We start from the raw sequence: 2342 nt of genomic DNA on the forward strand, positions 1-2342 counted from the left end.
CTCATCGCGAAGCCGACGGTCAGCCTGGGCTCGTCCGTAGGCTCGGCCCGATCGGCCGGAACCGTGGCGAAGATGGTGGCGTGTGGGCTGATGACGCCGTCGGTCCCGCCGGACCAGACGATCGGAACCTGTTTGGTCTCCTCCTCGGTACGGGTGCCCTTCTCCATCAGCACCTCACGGAACGCGCGGTCGGCGATGATCCTTGTGTAGTCGTTGACGCCGCCGTTCCCCTCGGTCTTGCCGATCACCGCGATCACCCGATCAGCCTCGAGCACGCCAGCATCGATCAGTTCGGTCAGCCCGGAGGCATCGCTGACGTGCTTGATGGCGACCTTGCGGACCTCGATCGGCTCAGGCATATTCTGGCCACCTCTCACCTCTGGCGTCGTCGCATTGTCGCGTCCTTGCCCGGTGCGTCGAGCCTATGGAGCGAAGGACCCCGGCAACGATGGTGACGTTCGCCCAATCCGGCCCAGGATCATCGGCGACATCGCACAGATGCAAGTGGATGGATAGCGTCCTCTGCGATGATGCACCAGCCGAACCGAACCGACGAGCACCATGGAGCAGAGTGAGCGCTGACCGATTCCGGCCGGACCGCGGTCTGACGATCCGGATCGCCGAGACATGGCTGCTGCTCCTGCTGATCACGGGCGGATACGGTGCGCTGCTCGGCCTCGTATTGCAGTGGCTCGTCGGCGTTCCGTGGTGGGTCTGCCTCGTCCTGCCCGTCGTGGCCACCGCAGCTCTCTACGCCCGGCACGAGGCTGGGGTGCTTCCGAAGAGCCTGCGTACCGTTCCTGCGGAGCCCGAACGGGAGCCGCGTCTCAACGCGATGGTCGAACGCCTGTGTGCGCTGGCGGACGTGTCGCGACCGCAGTTGAAGATCATCGAGGTGCCGTGGGCGAACGCACTCGCTCTGCAGTTGCCGGGCCGTCGGCCGACGATCGCGGTCAGCCGCGGGATGCTCGACTCGGCGGACGACGCGCGCCTGGAGGCTGTGCTCGCACACGAGCTCGCGCATGTCATCCACCGCGATGCGAAGGTCATGACTTTCGCGACCAACGCGTCCTCGTCCATGCTCACCCTGCCGGCGTACCTGGTCGATGTGTTCTACGGCGCGGATCGGGCCCTGTGCTGGCTGGCGCGGCAATGTGGCTTCGGCTGGCGCGCGATCGAGCTGGACAAGCACGACAAGACACCGCCTGCACGAGCGCTCCCGCCTGGTCTTCGCATCACATTGGCCTGCACCGTGATGCCACTGATCGGGATCATGCGCGTCGCCGTGATCCTGCTCATATTCCCTTTCGCCATTGTCGCGCTTCCCACGATCCTCCTGCTGTCAGTGCCCGTCGTGCTGACGCTCACCAGGCTCAGCCGCAACCGCGAATTCGCCGCCGACCGCACGGCGGCCATGTTGACCACGCAACCCATGGTGCTCGCCGCTACCCTCACGTCCCTCGGCGAGGATGGGCAGCAGATCCCGAAGAAGGACCTGCGCGAGCTGCGCGCGGCATCGTCGATGGCGATCATCCCGTTGCCCACGAAAGGCGGCAAGCAGAAGGGCCGTAAGAAGGTGAGCGTCGTCGACCGCGCCGTCGGATCCCACCCGCCGATCAACCACCGGGTGAAACGTCTGGAGGAGCTCACTCGTGAGCTCGCCCAGTAGATCCAGCGCCCATGCAGCCGCCCCTGTCGTGACGGTCCGCGCCGACGAGAGCCGGGCAGAGGAAACGCGGCTCAAGCCGACAGACAGGTGAGGAACAGGCGACATGGGAACGGACCGATTCCGGCCGGACCGCGGTCTGACGATCCGGATCGCCGAGACGTGGGTACTACTCCTGCTGTTCACGGCCGGGTACGGTGCGCTGATCGGCGTCGGCCTGCAGCTGCTGCTCGGATGGCCGTGGTGGATCGGGCTGTTCATGCCCGCGATCGCCGTCGTCGCCTATCGCGGCGAGGAAGTCAGCGTGCTGCCGAAGAACCTCGCCGTCCTCGATGCCGACGACCTTCAGTATTCAGAGCTTCATGCCACAGTCGATCGGTTGTGCGCGCTGTCGAACACGCCAATGCCGCGGCTGAAGATCATAGACACGGACTGGCCGAGCGCCCTGGCGCTGCAGCTCCCGGGACGCCGGCCGGTCATAGCGGTCACCTGGGGCCTGCTGACCACCACCGAAGACGCACAGCTGGAGGCGGTGCTTGCGCACGAGCTTGCGCACGTCTTGCATCGGGACGCGAAACTAATGACGTTCGCCACTCGGATATCCACGTCGCTGGTCACCCTTCCGGTCTATGTCATCGACATGTTCAAGGTCATCGACCGAGGACTGTGCCGGATC

At 65.6% G+C, this 2342-nt stretch carries 2 protein-coding genes and 1 pseudogene; 2 read left to right on the plus strand and 1 reads right to left on the minus strand.

What is annotated here, in order from left to right; translation table 11 throughout:
- A pseudogene (gene bar / locus ELR45_RS36485) lies at nucleotides 1-359 on the minus strand (barbiturase); the annotation flags it as partial.
- Nucleotides 360-571: 212 nt separating this feature from the next.
- Here bar and ELR45_RS01955 point away from each other — a divergent pair.
- Nucleotides 572-1669, plus strand: coding sequence for a M48 family metalloprotease (locus tag ELR45_RS01955; RefSeq protein ID WP_165367389.1), 1098 nt, complete (start codon nucleotides 572-574; stop codon nucleotides 1667-1669).
- A 103-nt stretch (nucleotides 1670-1772) separates the two neighbouring features.
- Nucleotides 1773-2342: M48 family metalloprotease (locus tag ELR45_RS34385; RefSeq protein WP_165367390.1), on the plus strand; the 570-nt coding region annotated here is incomplete at its 3' end.

The sequence above is a fragment of the Phytoactinopolyspora endophytica genome, from assembly GCF_004138495.1.
Lineage (GTDB): Bacteria > Actinomycetota > Actinomycetes > Jiangellales > Jiangellaceae > Phytoactinopolyspora > Phytoactinopolyspora endophytica.